The sequence below is a fragment of the Streptomyces sp. NPDC101191 genome (genome assembly GCF_044767915.1).
Taxonomy (GTDB): domain Bacteria; phylum Actinomycetota; class Actinomycetes; order Streptomycetales; family Streptomycetaceae; genus Streptomyces.
Window position 1 is genome coordinate 181,949 of record NZ_JBIWOU010000003.1, and the last position, 16,769, is coordinate 198,717.

Here is a 16,769-nt window from a genome sequence, read left to right on the forward strand (position 1 = left end):
GGAAGCGGCCGCGGCGGGCGGGGTCAGACGAGCAGCGCGTGCGGCTGCCGGGCGAGCGCGTGCTCGGCCTCCAGGGCGAGCCCGAGCAGGCGGCTCTCCTCGGCCGGGCCGAACAGCGAGACACCGACGGGCAGTCCGCCGTGCGCGGCCGGCACGGTGACGTTGGGTCTGCGGGCGAGTGCCGGGAGGGTGGAGCTGCCCGGGGAGTACGGGTCGCCGAGCTGGTGGTCGACGAGCCAGGCGGGCTCGTTGGTGGGGGCGACGACGGCCTCGACCCCGTACCGCCGCAGCGTGCCGTCGAGCAGCTCCACGGCGCGCTCCACCGCCCGGGCCCGGCCGCCCTCAGCCTTGGCGCGGTCGGCGTCGGTGAGACCGAGGACCGTCTCGAAGAGGTCCTGGCCGAACAGGGAGAGCTCCACCGGGTCGGCCCGGTTGGCCTCGACGATCTCGGCCAGGGTGCTCGGTACGCCGTCCCGGCCGGCCAGGTACTTCTCCAGACTGGGCGTGAACTCGGCGTACATGGCGCGCAGTCCGTCGACCAGGATCTCCCGGTCGATGTCGATCTCGACGTCGACCAGGGTGAACCCGGCCGCCCGCAGGGACCCGGCGGCCGCGTCCAGGACGGCGCCCACCTGGGCCGGCATCCGGGGCACCCGCCACAGGCCGAGCCGCCGTCCCGCGCCGCCGAGCGGCCCGGGGGCCGCGCCGGCGGCCGGGGCGTCGGAGGTGAGGACGTCGAGGGCCAGGGCGGCGTCGGCGACGCGTCCGGCGAGCAGACCGACCGAGTCCTCGGTGTCCGAGACCGGGACGACCCCGTCGAGCGGCAGGGTGCCGGGCGTCGGCTTGAGGCCGACCACCCCGCAGATCCCGGCCGGGCTGACGATCGAGCCGTCCGTCTCGGCGCCGACCGCGAGCGGTGCCATGCCGGTGGCGACGGCGACCGCGGAGCCGGAGGAGGAGCCGGAGGCGGTGCGCTGCGGGGAGTACGGATTGACCGTCTGCCCGCCGACCGCCGACCATCCCTCGCAGCCCTGCGTCGTACGGAAGCTCGACCACTCGGTGAGGTTGGTCTTGCCGAGGACCACCGCGCCGGCCCGGCGCAGCCGTTCCACGACCGCGGCGTCACCCCGCGGCGGGGCGACGGCGAGCAGCCGGGAGCCGGCCGTGCTGGCGAGCCCCGCGGTGTCGATGCTGTCCTTGACCAGGACCGGGATGCCGTCGAGCGGGCCGAGCGGGGTGCCGGCCGCGTAGCGCCGGTCGGCCGCGGCGGCCTGCTCCAGGGCGGTGGCGTCGACCGCGAGGACGGCGCCCAGGACGGGGTTCACCGCCGCGATGCGGTCCAGGCACAGGCGGGTGAGGGCGGTGCTGGTGAGGGTGCCGCCGCGGAGCCGGTCGTGCAGGTCGGTGAGGGCGGGGAAGCCGCTGACGCGGGATTCGCCGCGCGCGTTGTCAGCCAAGGCGGGCGCTCCTCAGGGTCGGGGTCAGCGCGATGATCGCCGTGGACGCGAGACACAGGGCGCCGAAGACCCGCAGGGTGGGGGCGAAGCCCAGCCAGTCGAGCGACATGCCGTAGACGGCGTTCGCCAGCGGGGCCGCACCGAAGATGACGAGGGACAGCACGGCCATCACCCGGCCGCGCACCTCCGCCCCGGTCCACTGCTGCGTCAGGGAGACGAGGATGACTCCCGAGAGCCCCGTGACCAGGCCGAGGACCAGGTACAGGGCGAGGCCCGCCCACAGGTCGCCGACGCTCCCGAGGGCCGCCAGACAGGCGGCCGCGAGGGCGGTCTCCGCCATCAGGGCGATCCCGACCCGCTTCGCCTTCGGCAGCAGCATGGTGACGAAGGAGCTGGCGACGGCGCCGACGGTGTAGGCCGTGAGCAGGTAGCCGGCTCCGGCCGCCCCCGTACCGGCCCGGTCGGACAGCACCACCAGGCCGAGGTTGACCGGCGGGGCGCAGCTGAGCTCGCTCAGCGCGAGCACGACCAGGATCAGGCCGAGGTGCCGCTCGCCGCGCAGATAGCGCAGCCCGAAGGTGAGTTCGCGCAGGAACGGCTTGCGTTCCGGCGGCGGCGGCAGGTCGTGCACGAGCTTCACCCGGGCGCTCGCCAGCGCGGACACGGCGTAGCCGACGGCGTTGGTGAGGGCGATCAGCGGCAGTCCGCCGAGCGCGATCAGGGAGGCGCCGATCGGTCCGCCGGCCGCCTGTCCGCCGCGCAGTCCGAGGACGAACAGGGCGTTGCCGCGCAGCAGATGGGCCTCGTCGAGGAGCAGCGGCTTGATGGCTCCGGACGCCGGGATGAAGAAGGCGCTCAGCAGGGCCACCAGGGCCGCGGTGACGAAGAGCAGCGTCACCGAGGGGCGGGTGAGGAAGATCGCTCCCGCCGCCCCGACCATCACCGCGCAGCGCGCCAGGTCCGTCAGGACCATGAGGCGGCGCGGTCCGGTGCGGTCGGCGAGGACGCCGCCGCCGAGCAGGGCGATCAGCCGGGGCAGCGCGGCCAGGGCGAGCAGGCTGCCCGCCGCGGCGGCGCTGACCTCGCGTGACAGGGTCCAGGTGAGGGCCACGTACCAGGCGGCGTCGCCGAGCGCGGAGAGCCCCATCGCACCGGTGAAGGTGAGGTAGTTGAGCCCCAGGTAGTGGCCCGTGGAGCGGCCGGCGGGGGCGGTGGCGGTCTGGGTGCCGGTGTCGGTGTCACTCATGGGCGACGGCCTCCCGGGGGTCCTCGGCGAGCGCCGGGAGGAGCGGCTGGGGCGCCCACAGGTCCTCGGGGCCGAGTGCCCGGGGCGTGTACTTGCCCAGGGCGCTGATCAGCATCCGCAGTTCCAGGGCGAGGCAGTCGACCAGGTTGACCAGGCCGCTGTCGGGGTTCTCGTCGACGGCGACCAGCGCGCCGCGGCCGAGGCCGACGGCGGTCGCGCCGAGCGCCAGGCACTTGGCGGCCCGGCTCCCCTCCCAGATGCGGCCGGAGGCCAGCAGGCTGCCGCCGTGGGCGCCGATCCGGCTCAGGCACTCGCCGAGCGGCAGTCCGACCTGGGCCAGGAAGGCGCGCGGCGCCCAGCCGGAGCCGCCCTCGGCACCGTCGACGGTGACCGCGTCGGCGCCCGCGGCCCAGGCGACGGCCGCGGCGTGGCCGATGTCCCGGCCGGGGTGGAGCTTCACCCACACCTTGGCGCGGGGGTAGTTGTTGCGCATGAGGTGGATCTGCTGCCGCAGGATCTCCTCGGTGAAGGTGCCGGGGCTGCTGCAGCGCAGGACGCGCTCGGCCTCGGTGCCGTAGACCGGCTCGATGGCGTACTGCTCGTCGACCCGCCGCGCCTCGGCGCGGTCGAGCACGGTGAGCCCGCCGAGGCCCGGCTTGGCGCCCTGGCCGGTCTTCAGCTCGAAGGCGAGGCGTCCGCTGTCGAGGAGCGGCTGGGCGCCCGGGTCGCTGTAGACGAGGTTCCACACCTCGGCGTCGGCGTCCTCGGTGCTCTGCTGGACGACGAGGCCGCCGAGGCCGTCGGGGAGCTCCTCGGTGTAGGCGCGGATGCGGTCGAGGACGGTGCGTCCGCTGTCCTCCCCGGAGCGCCCGTAGCCGGCGATGGGCATGATGTTCTCGCCGACGCCCATGGGGATGCCGAGCCGGCCGGCCTGCCGGCTGAGGGCCAGGACGTGGTCGGTGCCGGCCGCCCTGGTGGAGCCGAAGGCGGACAGGTACACGGGCAGCGGCGAGGTGAACCCGCCGATGCGGGTGGTGAGTTCGACGTCCGAGTGGAGCGGCTCGCGACCCAGATCGATGAGCTTCTCCAGGCGCAGCGGCATGAACACCGGCGGCGTGATCCGGAGCGCGTCGAGGGCGTCCCGGCCGGTGCCGTCCGCGGTGTCCTGCCCGAAGGCGGTGCTGCCGTAGGCGGCGAGGTCGGGGAAGGCGGCGGCGGTGCCGAGCCGGGCCCGTTCGCGTATCCGTTCCTCGGGGAGGGCGGGTGTGCGGAATCCGGTCACGGGGACACCCGGCCCGGGAGCTTGGGGAAGGCGTTGGCCTGCCAGGCGGCGTCGAGGCCGGTGACGTAGCGGGTCAGCCGCTCGACGCCGATGCCGAAGCCGGCCGAGCCGGGGATGCCCTCGCGGACCATGGCCAGGTACCAGCCGTACTTCGCGGGGTTCTCGCCGGTCTCGCGCATCCGGGTGACGATCCGGCCGTAGTCGAACTCGCGCTCGCTGCCGCTGCACAGCTCGCCGTAGCCCTCGGGGGCGATCAGGTCGAAGTTCCGCAGCACACCGGGCTGTTCGGCGCTCTCCCGGTCGTAGAAGCCGCGGGATCCCTTGGGGTAGTCGGTGAGGAAGAAGGGCCGGTCGGCGGCCTCGGAGACGATGACCTCGCCCTGCCAGTCGATCTCGGCGTCCGGGCTCTGCGGGTGGCCGCCGGCCCGGAGCTCGGCCACGGCGTCGGCGTGGGTTCGGCGCCCGAACGGCGCGCCGAGCAGCGTGTCGAAGACGGCCGTGTCCCGGCCGAGCAGGGCGAAGTCCTCGGCGCAGTCGGCGACGGCGCGCCCGATCATGTGCCGGACCAGCTCCTCGACGACCTGCGTGATCTCGTCGCGGGAGGCGCCCGCGATCTCGACGTCGATCTGGTGGAACTCGGCCAGGTGACGGCTGGTGTTCGCGGTCTCCAGCGGCTCCAGGCGCACGTTCGGGGCTATGCAGAAGATCTTGTCGAAGGCGAGCAGCGAGGCCTGCTTGTACAGGATCGCGCTGGTCATGAGCTTGTACTTGTGCCCGTAGAAGTCCAGGTCGACCTGCTTGGAGCCGCGGATGCCGGGGTCGGTCACCGGGCCGATGATCGGCGGCATCATCTCCGCGCAGCCGGCGCCGGTGAGGTACTCGCGGGCGCCGGCGAGCAGCCGCTGCTGGATCCGCAGCGCGGCCCGGGTCACCGGGGAGCTGAGGTGCTCCCGGGGGTCGGCGGGCGGCAGCAGCTCGCCACGGTTCGCCGTCTCGGGTGAGGTCAGGGTCATGATGTCGCGTCCTGTCGGTCGTGGTCGTGAGGGTCGTGACGGGTACGGGCGGTCGTGACGGGTGCGCGTGGGCGTGACGGGTGCGCGCGGTCGTGACGGCTGCGCGCGGTCGTGACGGGTGCGCGCGGGCGCCTCGGCCCTATGGCAGGAGCACCGGCTGCCGGGCGGCCAGGGCGCGGCGCCGGTCGCCGGCCTTCAGGGCCAGGTCGTCGTAGGTGCGCTGGACGTGCGAGAGCGAGCTGAGCAGCGCGTCCGAGGTCATCCCGGCGCCCGGGGTGATCTCCGCGACGCCCCCGATGGGCATCGCGCCGATCGCGGTCCAGCGCAGCCGGCCGTCGGTGTCGACGCGGGCGCGGGAGCGGCCGGGGTTGTCCGGGTGCAGGCAGAAGGGGACGTCGAGCAGGCCGCGTCCGAAGGCGCGGACGAGGGCCCGGCCGATGTCGGGGTCCAGGTCGAGGACGGTCCGGACGAGCGTGCGGGCCTCTTCGTAGATCCCGGTCTCCAGGGCCGCCGGCGGCAGACCGCCCGGCAGGACGCGGGCGCGTTCGTCCGCGGCCGCCGCCGAGGCCAGTTCGAGGGCCGTGACGTTCTCCTCGACGGTGGGGATGCGGTGGGCCTCGGCCGCCGTCTTGACGATGAGGCGGGCGGCGCCGGCCCGGGTCGCGAGGCGGGCCGCCCGCTCCAGCAGCAGCAGCGCGCCGTCCTCGGTCCGCGGGTAGACGCCCATGTACGCGTACAGGACGATGTGCCAGTCGACGTCGGGGAGCAGTTCGCCGGCGAGCCGGCCGAGGGCGCGCAGCGCCTCCTCGTCCTGGGCGGTGCTGGTCTGCTGGGCGTAGCTCAGCGAGACGCTGCGCAGCCCGTGGGCGCGGAAGAACACCGCTTCGAGGACGCTGAGCGCCACGAGCAGTCCGGGCGGGCAGAGCTGGCCCATCATGCAGCCGCCGAAGGTCTCCAGGTGGGGTTCCTCGCCGACCTCGCGGAGGCGGGCGAAGACCTCGCAGCAGCGGGACCAGCTGGCCACCGACTGGGTGAGCGGGGCGCGGCTGTAGGGCAGGCAGTACGAGACGGGGCCGCCTTCGGTGGCGGTGAGCCCGGAGCCGACGAGCGCGCGGAAGATGGCCTCCGGCTGGGCGGAGCCGTGCCGCACCTGCACCGGGAAGCCCGGGTCGAGGACGCCGTCGAGGACCTCGCCCGTGACGTGGGTGCCGTGGTTGACGATCGGATAGCCGTTGAGGGCTCCGCCGGCGGCGAGGGCGCGGCGGGCGGCCTCGATGTCGTTGACGCGGGTGTAGCTGTCCAGGGTGATGGTGCCGACGGTGGTCGCCGTCGCGTGCTTGGTGGCGAGCAGGCCGCGGCGCATCTCGGCCGGGTCGCTCATCCCCATGCGGGGCTGGACCACGAGGTCGCCCACGTCCTGGGCCTCCTTGACGAAGGCCCCGAAGCCGACGCTCATCTCGTCACTCTCGCCATCACCCGGGCCGGGAGCTCGCGGACGAAGCCCTGGAACTGGGCGATGCCGGTACCGTCCTCGAAGACGGCGTCGAACCCGGCGGCGCGCAGCTCCTCCAGCGGGCCGCGGTCGCCGCCGCCCGTGATGCCGAGCTTGCCGCCGATGACGACCGGGGTCTCCCGCAGTTCCGGGCAGTCGCGGAGCCGGCCGATGACACGCAGACCGTCGTGGTGGCCGTGGCCGTTGACGCTGCTGACGACGACGAGGTCGGGGCGCAGCCTGCGGCACTCGTCGACCATGAGGTCGTCCGGCACACAGGCGCCGAGGTTGGTCACCCGGTGGCCGAGCTCTTCCAGGAGGAGCTGGAGGTAGATCAGGTTCCAGGTGTGCGAGTCGGACGCGACGCTGGTGACCACGACGTGCAGGGCATTCCTGGCGGGGGGTGCCCCGGCCTGTGATAGCTGCATATCAACCTTCAGAAGGGAAGTCCGAGGGAACGAGAGGCGCGAGCGCCTGCGAGCGCGACCGCGGACCGGCGCCGGATCACGGCGCGCGGGGGTACGGGTACGGATGCGGGTACAGGTGCGGTGCGGGTGCAGGTACGGATGCGGGTGCAGGTACGGATGCGGGCGCGGGTGCGGGTGCGGCGGGCGGGTGCGGGTGCGGCGGGCGGGACGGGCCGTCAGCCGAGCCGGCGCTCCAGGAAGGCCACGCCGCGGTCCACCGAGACCAGCCGCCACGCTTGCGCGGCCAGGTCGTTGAGGGCGCGTGACCACTCCCCGTCGCTCGAGTCGGACGCGAGCGAGTCGAGCAGGACGGTGCTGTACTCGTAGGCGCGGTGGGCGTCCGGGGACGGCCGGCCGATCGGTTCGGGGTGTGCGCCGGCGGGTGGGCCGACGGTGCGCGAGGCGGTGCCGCCCCGGGCGGCGCGTTCGAACTCCGCGCGCCGGGCCGGATCCAGCCGGAGGGCCTCGGCGAGCAGCCGGACGGTGTCCCGTCGGGGGCGTTCCGCCCTCCCGTGCTCCAGGTCGCGGACGGCACGGACGCTGAGGGTGGCGAAGTCGGCGAGCTGCTGCTGGGTGAGCCCCTCGGTCGCCCGGTGGGACTGGAGGAGCGCCGCGAAGCGTCCGGGCCGCGTCATGACGGACGTGCTCATGTCACCTCCAGAGGCGGCTCGGTGCCGGCCTCACTCCCAGCCGGTGGTGTCCTTGCCCGTGGACGGCGTGGCGCTGGGCGCCGGCGTGGCGTCGGCGGTGATCCGGGTGTCCGTCGCCGTACCGGTGGCGGCGAGAGCGGCGGTGCCCAGGGCGGGCAGGGCGACGAGGGTGACGACCGCGGCGAACTTGGGGAAGAGGACACGGCTGCGAGACACGACGGGCTCCTTTGGCTTCTGGTGGTCTGCTGACGGCGGATCCACGGCCGGTACGTCCCGCGGTGACGGTCCCGGCCTCCGACCCGCCCCGGCCGGTCGTTCCCGGCCGGTGCGCTTCGGTGAGAAGAGATTCGCCCGGGGCCGGGGCCCCTGTCAGCAATCCGCGATGTCCTGATCCGGCAATCGCATAGACCGTCCATCGTGACCTGCGGAATCGCGGAGCCGCTCGAAGTACTCCCCGACGATGGCGCCCGAACTACTGGTGATCCAGGCGCCGTCCAGGCCCGGAGAGGACCGTACGGCGCGCTGCGCGACGGTGAGCGCCACGCTTTCCGCGATCAAGAGGGATTCGGCCGGCACGAAACAGCCGACGGTGACGGAGCCGGGTCCGTCGGGATGGATGCTGAAGTGCTCCACACGCTCTCGGGGGCTTACGTGCTCGGAAAGAATTCGCACAAGCACATCGCGTTCGGGAAGAGTCTCGGGTGATCGAATACGAACGTGGACGAGAATCATCCGTCGAGCGTCCGTCGACGACGCACCCGTCATCAAGTGGCAAACCGGGACCATTGAGGCCATGGCCGGAATATGCCATGCCGTCGCAAGGGCGGACCAGTTGCACGGTCCGCCCGGTTTCAGCGATCCTCCTCCTGACGCACACACTGTGCACACACTGCGCAGAAACGCTTCACCACCCGCCGCGCACCCACCAGCGACAGTCTTGACCGACACAAACGGGGAACCTCTTGCTGCATGTCCTGGGGTTAGACGAAACCTGCACACGGGTCTATCGGGCGATACTGGCCCATCCACAGGCCGGTCTGCTCGATCTTCGGGGCTCGCTGAACCTGACCGAAACAGAACTCCGCGACGCCCTTGACAAACTCAGCGAACTGGCTTTGGTGAGAACGCCTTTCGACAGTCCGCAGACATTCCGCGCGGTGAATCCCGAGATGGCGATTCAGGCCCTCATGGCCCGCCAGGAAGAACGCGTCGCGGCCGAGCATCATCGGACCGAACAAATCCGGCTGGCCGCCGCACAATTGGCCGCGGATTTCACCACGTCCAGAGCGCACCAGAACATCGACGGAATCGAGCGGCTCGACGGACTCGACGAGATCAGGGACCGCATCCGGCTCCTCGTCCGCGACGTCCGCGAGGAGGTGCTCGCGCTCGCCCCCGGCGGCGGCCAGCAGGCGGCCAACATGGCGGCGGCCCGCCCGCAGGACCAGGCACTCCTCGAACGCGGCGTCCGCATGCGGACCCTGTACCTCGACAGTGTCCGCAACAGTCCCGCCACCGTCACGTACGCGAAATGGCTCGCGGAACACGGCGGCGAGGTGCGCACCGCCCCGTCCCTCCCGGTCCGGCTGACCATCCTGGACCGCAAGATCGCCATCGTCCCCGTGGACGACGAGAACAGCTCCGCCGGCGCCCTGGTCCTGACCGGAGCCGGCACCCTGACCGCCCTCAGCGCGCTCTTCGACACCATCTGGACCCGCGCCACGCCGCTCGGCACGACCACGCGCGAGCGCGACCCGAACGGCCTGAACTCCCAGGAGCAGGCGGCCCTCCACCTCCTCGGCCAGGGCCTCACCGACGAGGCCGTGGCCAAACGCCTCGGCGTCTCGCCCCGTACGGCACGCCGCATCGCCGCCGACCTGATGGAGCTCCTGGGCGCCCGCAGCCGCTTCCAGGCGGGCTGCCGGGCGGTCGCCAAGGGCTGGCTGCCCGCCGACCTCTGCTGACCGTCCGTACGGACGTCGACAGCGGGACCGCCGCAGAAGGCGGGGAGGGGCCGGGGGCACAGGGCAGGCGGCAGGCGCTGCGGCAGGGGGAACCGCCGCCGGAAGCTGCCGCTCGGACGCCCGGGGCGCCCCTCGGGTTTCACACCGGGGATTCCACCCGGGGAGGTGCCCGGGGTCCCGCCTCGGCGAGTGAGCGCACCGACTGCGCGGGGTGGCACCGGGCCGACGTGGAGGCCTGCCGCCGCCGACCCGCGGTGATGACCACCACCCAGGCCGAGGAAGCCCTGGGCGCACCGGTCGCGGATCCCGCGGGCGCACCGGTCGCGCATCCCGCAGGCCCACCGGTCGCGGATCCCGCGGGCGCACCGGTCGCGGATCCCGGCACCACGCGGGAGCAGTCGGCGGAGTGGACGCGGCCGAGGCCCACCGGGGCCCGTACGAGACCGGCTCAGCCCGGAGAAGGAGAGCCCCATGGCGCCGGCCCGGCGCCTTGCCACCGCCACCCGCACCGAGCGGTCCGGCGGAGCCCGCCCGCTCTCCCCCGCGCAGGCGGTCGCCCCGCCCGCTCTCCGCCCCTCCCGCCCGGCTCACCGCCGGTCTTCCCGCCCGCCGCTCCGTCCGTGAACCGGACCGCCGCAGGAACCCTTCAAAAGCCGCTCTACGATGAGGCGTCCAGAGGAAAGGGTGGGTCACAGGTGCTGGTCGCGGACCGATATCGGCTCCACGTGTGTGTCGGGCGTGGCGGCATGGGCGAGGTGTGGCGGGCGACCGACGAGGTCCTCGGGCGCGACGTGGCCGTGAAGCTGATGCTGGGTCACGAGCACGACCCGTCGGCGGCGGACCGCTTCCGCCTGGAGGCGCAGACCGCGGCCCGGCTCAGCCACCCGCACGTGGTCGGCGTCTTCGACTTCGGGACCTGGGACGGAAAGCTTTACCTGGTCATGGAGTTGGTGCACGGCGACAGCCTGGCCGCCGCCCCCGGTCGACCGGTGGTGCTCCCGGTCGAGCAGGTCGCGACCGTGGCCGCGCACGCGGCGGCGGGCCTCGCGGCGGCGCACAGACAGGGAGTGGTGCACCGGGACATCAAGCCGGGCAACCTCCTGATGGACTCCGACGGCACCGTGAAGCTGGCCGACTTCGGCATCGCCCGCTTCGTCGACGACCCCTCGGCGGCGCTCACCACGACGGGACAGATCGTGGGTACGGGGCTCTACCTGGCCCCCGAGCGCGCCCTCGGCAACCCCGCGTCGCCCGCCTCCGACGTGTACTCGCTGGGCTGCGTCCTCTACCAACTGCTCACCGGGCAGCCCCCGTTCCGCGCCGACACCGCGACCGCCCTGCTCTACCAGCACATCGACACCCCGCCGACGCCGCCACGACAGGTCGGCATACCCATGCCGGCCGCCTTCGAGGACTTCCTGCTGACGCTGCTCGCGAAGCAGCCGGAGCAGCGGCCCGCCGCGCAGGCCATCGCCGACTGGTTCAGCTCCGGCGCCTGGCGCGACCGGCCGCTCCCGCTCCCGCAGGCGGTGCCGCACAGCGGCACCGGCCCCGTGCATCCGAGCGCGCCCCAGGCCGCACCGCCCGCGCACCGGGCCCCGGCCCACCACCGGCCCGCACCGCCGTCACGGCGTCAGCCCGCCGCACGGTCCGCGGCGCCGATGGCGCCCGCTCCCGCGCCGAGCCGGCCCCGGCGGTCCCAGCCGCCCGCCGAGAACCCGCTCACGGCGATCTCCCGGCGCCGCCCGCGCAGGACCGCCGCCGTGGCGGGGGCCGTCGCCTTCGTGGTCTTCCTGCTGATCGGCATGGCCTGGCTCAGCTAGGTCGTGTCCTTCGAGGCGCAGGCACCGGCGACGTCGGAGGCGCGGCCCTCGGATCAGGCCGCGCCGAAAGATCACCGGCCGGCGGACACCGGCCGGTGACCGGCGGTACTCGCTAGTAGATACGGGGCGCCATCACATGCCCCTCGGGCTCCTCCGGCCCGAGCAGCAGGCACCGGGGCACGCCGGGGCCCGGGGTCGCGCGGACGCTCACGGGGATCGGCGGCTCGCTCGGCAGCACGACGTTCACGGTGACCGGACGGTCGTGGTGGGTCGTGGCGTGCCCCGTCTCCTTGCCGTCCACCAGGACCTCGACGACCGGCCGGTGACCTGTCTGGACGGTGGCGCTCACCGAGTGGCCCCGGTAGTCGATGTGGAAGTGGTGCCGAGCTTTCATGACGTCGCCTCCGCGCGCAGGACAGCTTCCTCCAGGGTAGGACGGTCAGCCCAGCGCGGCGACGTACGCCAGCCCGCCCAGCAGGACCAGCGCCCCGCAGATCCCCAGGTTCACGGCCCTGTACTGGAGGAAGACGGCCGCGAACTCGCGGATGGTCGCGCTCGGCCAGAAGTAGGCGGCGGTCGGCGAGCCGACCACCTGCCCGTTCACGCCCGCCTTCCGGGCCAGCAGCGCGGCCCGGAACGCGTGGAAGTTGTTGGTGACGATCACGCACTCGGAGCCGGGGCGCTCGGCCTCCATCAGGGCGTGGCTGAAGAGCATGTTCTCCTCGGTCGTCCGCGAGCGGTCCTCGCGGACGATCCGGTCCGCCGGGAAGCCCCGCTCCACCAGGTAGTCGGCCATCGCGTGCGACTCGGGGAGCTGCTCGTCGGGACCCTGCCCGCCGGAGGTGATCAGGATCGGCGTCCGGTCCACCTCGCGGCGCTCGGCCAGCGTCGCGTACACCTCGCGGCCCCGGTCGAGCCGGCTCGCGAGCAGGGGCGGTACGCGACGGCCGCCGAGCAGTCCCGAGCCGAGGACGACCACGTAGTCGGCGTCGCGGCGGATCCGCATCCGGCCGTAGAGGAAGGCGTAGCCGACGAAGCAGAGGAAGAGGAAGGAGACGTAGCCGAGGACCATCAGAAGGGTGCCGACGACTATGCCGAGGGTCGTGGAGTGGCTGAGGACCGCGGCGGCCATCAGGCCCATCACCCCGAAGATGCCCAGCCCGGCGAGCAGCGACAGCAGGTTGGCGGGGCTCCTGCCCTCCTTGCGGACCATCTTGACGCCGTTCGCGCACAGCAGCCCGGCGAGCGCCACGGGGCCGAGCGCCAGCACGAGCAGCAGCACCACCGCCACGGTCACGCCGACACCGGGCGGGGCGTCCTCCAGTCCGGCGAGCAGACCGAGGCCGAGGAACGTCACGGCGAGGCCCAGGTACACGGCGTTGCTGAAGCGGCGCCGGTCGCGCAGCACACCGGCTCCGAAGAGCAGGAGGAACACGGCGGCCACGACGTAGGCGAACATGCCGCCATCGTAGACACCGCCCGTGACGGCCGGGGGTCCCTCGGATCCGGTCCGGGGCCCCGCCCGGAGCCCCGCCCGGAGTCCCGCCCCGTCAGGGCTCCGTGACCAGCGCGTACAGACCGCGGCGCGCGCCCTCCTCGTAGGCCCGGCGCAGTTCGGCGTCCGAGAGGCGGTCCCGCAGGGCCGTCTCGCTGCGGGCGCGCCCGGGCGCGCAGAACTCGGCCGGACGGTAGCCGTCTTCGAAGGCGTCGGACCTCAAGAGGTCGACTGCTCCCAGGAGATGGGCGGCAGTCCGGGGGCGGCCGCGCAGGATCCGCATCTGGGCGAGGAGTTCGGCGGCGCAGGCCGCTCCGCTGACGGTGCCGAGCCGCAGATGCCCGCGCAGCGCGTGTGTGGCGTGCTCCGCGGCTCGGGTCGTCTCGCCGTCCCAGTAGAGGAGTTCGGCGCGGGCGTACTGCGCCCAGGCGTCCGCCCAGACGTCCCGCCCCGTCCAACTGCGCACCGCGGCGCGGTCCAGGGCCTCCTGGGCCGCCTCCGGGTCGGCGCGGACGAGGGCCAGGGCCAGCGCGGTCCAGCACAGCTGCCGGGAGGGACCGAGGTCCGGGTAGTCCCCCGACGCCGCGATGGCGTCGCGGAACTCGGCCGCGGCCGCCTCCGCCCGCCCCTGGTGCAGGGCGGTCGATCCGCGCAGGTGCGCCAGCATCCCCAGGCACCGGTCGTCACCTTCGCGCACGGCGGCCGCCCACGCCTGGACGAGCAGCGGGTCGGCGTCCTGGGGACGGCCGGACTCCAGCTCCAGATAGGCGGCGAGCCACAGGGCGCGGGCCGGGGCCGGGCCGGGATGGAGGGCGAGCGCGTGCCGCAGCCGGGCTCGGCCCTCGGTGACGTGGCCGCAGGCCACCCACAGGAACCACAGGGAGACGGCGATCTCGACGGCCGCGTCCGCCTCGGCGGCCGGGGAGAGGGGCGCGGTGGTCGGGTCCATGGCGGCGGCCAGGTCGGGCAGTTCGAGCAGGGCGAGTGCGCGGGCGTCGAGCTGCCGACCGCCGTGCCACCAGTCGGCGGCTCGCCGCGCCACCTTCGCGTACCACCGGCGGTGGCGGAGGACGACGGCCCAGCGGTCGCCGCGCGCGGCGAGCCGGCGGGCGCCGACGGCGCGCATCGGGTGCGGCATCCAGTGGCGGGCCTCGCCGGACCCGCCGTCGTCCGCGGGCAGCAGGGCGAGCGGGGCGAGCCGGTCCAGTACGTCGAGAACGACGTCGGCGGGCAGGGCACCGGAGGAACAGACCTCGAGGACGGCCTCCCGTCCGAAGGAGCCCTCGAAGACGGAGAGGCGCTCCCACAGGATGCGTTCGAGGGGGTCGCACCGGGCGTAGCCGTGCTCGGCGGCAGCGAGTTGCGGCGTCGAGGGCTCGTCGCGGGGCGGCTCACCCGCGTGCGGAGCGGCGGGCGGGCCGACGTGGAGGGACCAGGGCCCGTCACCGGGCCGTTCGGCCGGCCGCCGGTCCTTCGCGGGCGGGACGAGGTGGAGCGGCGAGGGTTCGTGGCCGGGGTGCGGATCCCAGCCGGACGCGGCGACGTGAGGGGGCGACGGCGGCTCGTCACACGGAGAGGCTTCCGACCCGGACGCGGCGACGTGAAGGGGCGACGGCGGCTCGCCGCACGGAGACCCTTCCGACCCGGACGCGGCGACATGAAGCGACGACGGCGGCTCGCCGCACGGAGACCCTTCCGACCCGGACGCGGCAACATGAAGGGGCGACGGCGGTTCGTCTCCCGGGCGCCCGGCAGCGGGCCGCGGCGGCTCGTCGCCCGGGCGCCCGGCAGGGTGCGGCTCCCGCGCAGGCGCGGAGGACGGCTCGGCATCGGGCCGCCCGCCCGGACGCGGTTCCAGGCCGGACTCGGCGGCGTGGGACGGCAAGGGCTCGTCGCCCGGGCGCCCGGCAGGGTGCGGCTCCCCGTGCGGTTCGCACTCCGGCGCGACGACGTGGAGCGGGGAGGACCCTCCCCCGGGGAGCCCGGGCCGGGCCGCGGCGGGGCGGGGGGCGTCCGGGCCGACCACGACCGTCGTCTCCCCCTCCAGGTACAGCGGGCGCAGGGCCGTGACGAGGACGGTGAGGCGCGGGGCCGCGGCCGGGACCTCGCGGAGCAGGCCGGCCAGGAGGGTCCGGCCGCCGCGGCCCAGGCGCTCCCAGCCGTCGAGGACGAGGAGCGGGGGCGCCGCCGGGTCCTCCAGTCCCTCGCGGAGCCGGCCCGCGAGGTCCGGGAGGTGGCGGGGGCCGAGCGTGCCCGCCCGTTCCCAGCGGGCCCCGACATCCTCGTACCGCAACGCCTCCCGGATCAGCCGGGTCTTGGCCGCGCCGGGCGGCCCGGTGAGAGTGACGAGCCGTGCCCCGTCGCGTATGCGGCCGCGCAGCACGGCGAGTTGCTGCTCCCGGCTCCCCAGCGGTCCCGTGTCCGCCATCTGCTCCTGTCCACCCCGTTTGACAGCTGTGACTGCCGTGACTACCTGTGACGTGAGTCCGACCTCATGGTGGGACGTCGCGCGTGCCGCTTGCGCGCCCGTGTCCCGGGAGAAATCCTGGCGGCCCGGGCCGATCCGGCCGGCGGTTTGTCGTCAATCGGCCAAGGAGGGGCATGCGTACCGGGGAATCCGTCCTGGGGGAGGCGGATCTGGCGCTGATTCACGCGCTGCAGATCACTCCGCGCGCCAGCTGGACCCAGCTCTCGACGGTCCTCGGCGCGAGCCCCGACACCCTGGCCCGCCGCTGGGAGCACCTGACGTCCGGCGGCTACGCGTGGGCGAGCCTGCTGCCCCGCACGCCCGGCCCCGAGGGGCCGCTGCACGCGTGGGTGGAGGTCGACTGCGCGGGCGGCCGTTCCGAGGAGACCGCGGTCGAGCTCGCCGGCGACGGCTGCACCCTGGGCGTGCACCAGGTGACCGGGGACGCCGATCTACTGCTCCTGGTCCTCTGCCCCGACCTCCACGCGCTCGACGCCTACCTGTCCCGGCGGGTGCAGCGGCTGCCCGGCGTGATCCGGTCCCGGACCCAGGTCGTCACGGGGGTGCACAGTGCGCGGAATCTGTGGCGGCTCGACCAGCTCACGCCGGGCCAGGTCCAGCAGCTGACGGAGACGGCGGGCCCGGCGTCCGGCGGCCCGGGCGCGCGGCGGGCCCGGCCGCGGCCGCTCGGCGGGCTCGACGAGGCCCTGGTCCTGGAACTGGCCGGGGACGCCCGGCGCAGCGCGGCGGAACTGGCCCGCACCTGCGGGGTGAGCGAGTCGACCGTACGGCGCCGGCTCGACGCCCTGGTCAACGGCGGGGCGCTGGTGCACCACTGCGTACCGGCGCCGCGCTTCTCGGGGCGACCGGTGTGGGCGCTGATCAAGGCGGACGTGCCGCCCCTCGACGTGACGCCGACGGCGACGGCCCTGGCCCGGCTGCGGCAGACCCGCCTGGTCACCTCCGTGACGGGCGGCCACAACCTGACCGTGGGGGCCTGGATGCGCTCGGTCGGCGAGCTGCACGAGATAACGACGGGCATGGAGCGGGCCGCGCCGTCGATACGCATCATCGGGACGGTGCTGTCGCTGCGGATCCACAAGGCGGGGGCCCAGGTCCTCGGCCCGGACGGCCGCCGGACGCACCACGTACGCCCGGGCGTCGGACCGGCGGACGAGCGCCGGACGCACCACGTACCACCGACCGCCGGAGCCGACGGGCCCTGACGCCCACGCAGCACCCCACGGCCGGCGGCCCCTGACGCACCAGGCAGCACCCCATGGCCGACTGGCCCTGACACCCACGCAGCACCCCACGGCCGACCGCCGGAGCCGACGGGCCCCGGGCACCAGAGCTCCCTCGTGATGCGCGACGACGAGCAGGACGGCGCCCCGCCGCACGCTCCACGGTGGG

General features: G+C 74.4%; 15 protein-coding genes. 3 read left to right on the plus strand and 12 right to left on the minus strand.

Annotation, left to right across the window (positions count from 1 at the left end; translation table 11 throughout):
* Positions 1-23: 23 nt before the first annotated feature.
* From ACIRQF_RS13975 to ACIRQF_RS14015, 9 genes are all read right to left on the minus strand, one after another.
* Positions 24-1,457: an amidase family protein gene (locus ACIRQF_RS13975; protein WP_404092040.1), complete on the minus strand. Its 1,434-nt coding sequence runs from the start codon at positions 1,455-1,457 to the stop codon at positions 24-26.
* Complete coding sequence (locus ACIRQF_RS13980) at positions 1,450-2,703, minus strand: MFS transporter (RefSeq protein WP_376626758.1); 1,254 nt, start codon at positions 2,701-2,703, stop codon at positions 1,450-1,452. Before ACIRQF_RS13980 ends, ACIRQF_RS13975 begins: the two co-directional genes overlap by 8 nt.
* Entirely contained in the window at positions 2,696-3,985 is a 1,290-nt protein-coding gene (locus ACIRQF_RS13985; protein ID WP_376626759.1) for a glutamate synthase-related protein, read from the minus strand. Before ACIRQF_RS13985 ends, ACIRQF_RS13980 begins: the two co-directional genes overlap by 8 nt.
* Positions 3,982-4,998, minus strand: a complete 1,017-nt coding sequence (locus ACIRQF_RS13990; RefSeq protein WP_376626760.1) for an asparagine synthetase A — start codon at positions 4,996-4,998, stop codon at positions 3,982-3,984. Before ACIRQF_RS13990 ends, ACIRQF_RS13985 begins: the two co-directional genes overlap by 4 nt.
* A gap of 139 nt (positions 4,999-5,137) precedes the next feature.
* Positions 5,138-6,454: a methylaspartate mutase gene (locus ACIRQF_RS13995; RefSeq protein WP_404092045.1), complete on the minus strand. Its 1,317-nt coding sequence runs from the start codon at positions 6,452-6,454 to the stop codon at positions 5,138-5,140.
* Positions 6,451-6,918: a cobalamin B12-binding domain-containing protein gene (locus ACIRQF_RS14000; protein WP_376626764.1), complete on the minus strand. Its 468-nt coding sequence runs from the start codon at positions 6,916-6,918 to the stop codon at positions 6,451-6,453. The genes ACIRQF_RS13995 and ACIRQF_RS14000 overlap by 4 nt, the downstream gene beginning before the upstream one ends.
* Positions 6,919-7,133: 215 nt before the next feature.
* Complete coding sequence (locus ACIRQF_RS14005) at positions 7,134-7,607, minus strand: helix-turn-helix domain-containing protein (RefSeq protein ID WP_376626765.1); 474 nt, start codon at positions 7,605-7,607, stop codon at positions 7,134-7,136.
* A 30-nt stretch (positions 7,608-7,637) separates the two neighbouring features.
* Positions 7,638-7,823, minus strand: a complete 186-nt coding sequence (locus tag ACIRQF_RS14010) for a hypothetical protein (RefSeq protein WP_389750826.1) — start codon at positions 7,821-7,823, stop codon at positions 7,638-7,640.
* Positions 7,824-7,976: 153 nt separating this feature from the next.
* Complete coding sequence (locus ACIRQF_RS14015; RefSeq protein ID WP_389750825.1) at positions 7,977-8,339, minus strand: hypothetical protein; 363 nt, start codon at positions 8,337-8,339, stop codon at positions 7,977-7,979.
* A 437-nt stretch (positions 8,340-8,776) separates the two neighbouring features.
* Between ACIRQF_RS14015 and ACIRQF_RS14020 the strand changes: the two genes are divergently transcribed.
* Together ACIRQF_RS14020 and ACIRQF_RS14025 are read left to right on the plus strand one after the other, a co-directional pair.
* Complete coding sequence (locus tag ACIRQF_RS14020; RefSeq protein WP_376626771.1) at positions 8,777-9,571, plus strand: helix-turn-helix transcriptional regulator; 795 nt, start codon at positions 8,777-8,779, stop codon at positions 9,569-9,571.
* 725 nt (positions 9,572-10,296) lie between these two features.
* On the plus strand, positions 10,297-11,394 hold the full coding sequence (locus ACIRQF_RS14025) for a serine/threonine-protein kinase (protein ID WP_376626773.1): 1,098 nt from the start codon (positions 10,297-10,299) through the stop codon (positions 11,392-11,394).
* 112 nt (positions 11,395-11,506) lie between these two features.
* Here the strand turns inward: ACIRQF_RS14025 and ACIRQF_RS14030 are convergent, their stop codons facing one another.
* The 3 genes from ACIRQF_RS14030 to ACIRQF_RS14040 all read right to left on the minus strand — a co-directional run bounded on the left by ACIRQF_RS14030 (position 11,507) and on the right by ACIRQF_RS14040 (position 15,317).
* Positions 11,507-11,788 carry a hypothetical protein gene (locus tag ACIRQF_RS14030; protein ID WP_376626775.1) on the minus strand — a complete coding sequence of 94 codons (282 nt, stop codon included), beginning with the start codon at positions 11,786-11,788 and terminating at the stop codon, positions 11,507-11,509.
* A gap of 45 nt (positions 11,789-11,833) precedes the next feature.
* Positions 11,834-12,853, minus strand: coding sequence for a YdcF family protein (locus ACIRQF_RS14035; RefSeq protein ID WP_376626776.1), 1,020 nt, complete (start codon positions 12,851-12,853; stop codon positions 11,834-11,836).
* Between the two features lie 91 nt (positions 12,854-12,944).
* Positions 12,945-15,317 carry a hypothetical protein gene (locus ACIRQF_RS14040; RefSeq protein ID WP_404092050.1) on the minus strand — a complete coding sequence of 791 codons (2,373 nt, stop codon included), beginning with the start codon at positions 15,315-15,317 and terminating at the stop codon, positions 12,945-12,947.
* A gap of 173 nt (positions 15,318-15,490) precedes the next feature.
* On the opposite strand from ACIRQF_RS14040, the gene ACIRQF_RS14045 reads away from it, so the two are divergent.
* Positions 15,491-16,582, plus strand: coding sequence for an Lrp/AsnC family transcriptional regulator (locus ACIRQF_RS14045; RefSeq protein ID WP_404092052.1), 1,092 nt, complete (start codon positions 15,491-15,493; stop codon positions 16,580-16,582).
* Positions 16,583-16,769: the final 187 nt, after the last annotated feature.

Bases quoted from the DNA above. Each gene is read 5' to 3' on its own strand.
- ACIRQF_RS13995 (WP_404092045.1), bottom strand. From the start codon at position 6,454: ATGAGCGTCGGCTTCGGGGCCTTCGTCAAGGAGGCCCAGGACGTGGGC.
- ACIRQF_RS13990 (WP_376626760.1), bottom strand. From the start codon at position 4,998: ATGACCCTGACCTCACCCGAGACGGCGAACCGTGGCGAGCTGCTGCCG.
- ACIRQF_RS13980 (WP_376626758.1), bottom strand. From the start codon at position 2,703: ATGAGTGACACCGACACCGGCACCCAGACCGCCACCGCCCCCGCCGGC.
- ACIRQF_RS14020 (WP_376626771.1), top strand. From the start codon at position 8,777: ATGGCGATTCAGGCCCTCATGGCCCGCCAGGAAGAACGCGTCGCGGCC.
- ACIRQF_RS14040 (WP_404092050.1), bottom strand. From the start codon at position 15,317: ATGGCGGACACGGGACCGCTGGGGAGCCGGGAGCAGCAACTCGCCGTG.
- ACIRQF_RS14045 (WP_404092052.1), top strand. From the start codon at position 15,491: ATGCGTACCGGGGAATCCGTCCTGGGGGAGGCGGATCTGGCGCTGATT.
- ACIRQF_RS14005 (WP_376626765.1), bottom strand. From the start codon at position 7,607: ATGAGCACGTCCGTCATGACGCGGCCCGGACGCTTCGCGGCGCTCCTC.
- ACIRQF_RS14015 (WP_389750825.1), bottom strand. From the start codon at position 8,339: ATGATTCTCGTCCACGTTCGTATTCGATCACCCGAGACTCTTCCCGAA.
- ACIRQF_RS14030 (WP_376626775.1), bottom strand. From the start codon at position 11,788: ATGAAAGCTCGGCACCACTTCCACATCGACTACCGGGGCCACTCGGTG.
- ACIRQF_RS14000 (WP_376626764.1), bottom strand. From the start codon at position 6,918: ATGCAGCTATCACAGGCCGGGGCACCCCCCGCCAGGAATGCCCTGCAC.
- ACIRQF_RS14035 (WP_376626776.1), bottom strand. From the start codon at position 12,853: ATGTTCGCCTACGTCGTGGCCGCCGTGTTCCTCCTGCTCTTCGGAGCC.